This window comes from Bartonella sp. AA81SXKL (genome assembly GCF_042196945.1).
Lineage (GTDB): Bacteria > Pseudomonadota > Alphaproteobacteria > Rhizobiales > Rhizobiaceae > Bartonella.
This window is the reverse complement of sequence record NZ_JBHIRH010000424.1, coordinates 1-536: the sequence shown is the minus strand read 5'-3', so window position 1 is coordinate 536 and position 536 is coordinate 1. Positions and strand designations below refer to the sequence as shown.

Annotated in this window: 1 protein-coding gene; it reads left to right on the top strand. The window is 45.9% G+C overall.

Features of this window, described 5'->3' with window-relative positions; genetic code table 11:
• Positions 1–536, top strand: a 536-nt coding sequence (locus tag ACFINZ_RS12040) for a DUF935 family protein (RefSeq protein WP_375701651.1), incomplete at both ends; no start/stop codon positions are given.

Sequence of the window (536 nt, the reverse complement as noted above, 5' to 3'; positions counted from 1 at the left end):
GCGGTGCGTGATTTATCCAGTGATGCGGCAGCGATTATTCCCAAAGAAATGGAGATTGAATTTATTGAAGCGGCAGGAGGCAGTGGCAATGCGGTTTTTGCTTCTAAGGCGGAATATTTAGATCGGCAGATTTCAAAGGGTGTGTTGGGACAAACCATGACGACGGATGATGGTTCGTCCTTTTCGCAAGCACGCATTCATGAAAATGTGCGTCATGATATTGCCAGAGCTGATGCACGCCAATTAGCTTTAACGGCTAATCGTGATTTAATTGTGCCCTTTGTTGAGATTAATTTTGGGCGCCAAGAGCGCACCCCCCTTGTCTATTGGCCGATTTCGGAAAATGAAGATATTAAAGCGATTAGTGATGCGCTGGAAAAACTTGTGCCCTTGGGTTTGCGTGTTGGGGCGCAAGAAGTGCGCAATAAGATTGGCTTTTCGCAACCAACAAAAGAAGAAGATGTTTTAAAGGCTCCTGATAATGCGCTTGATGATGAGAGGGGAGAAAAGGCTCATGTTTGTGCTGATTGTGGAGG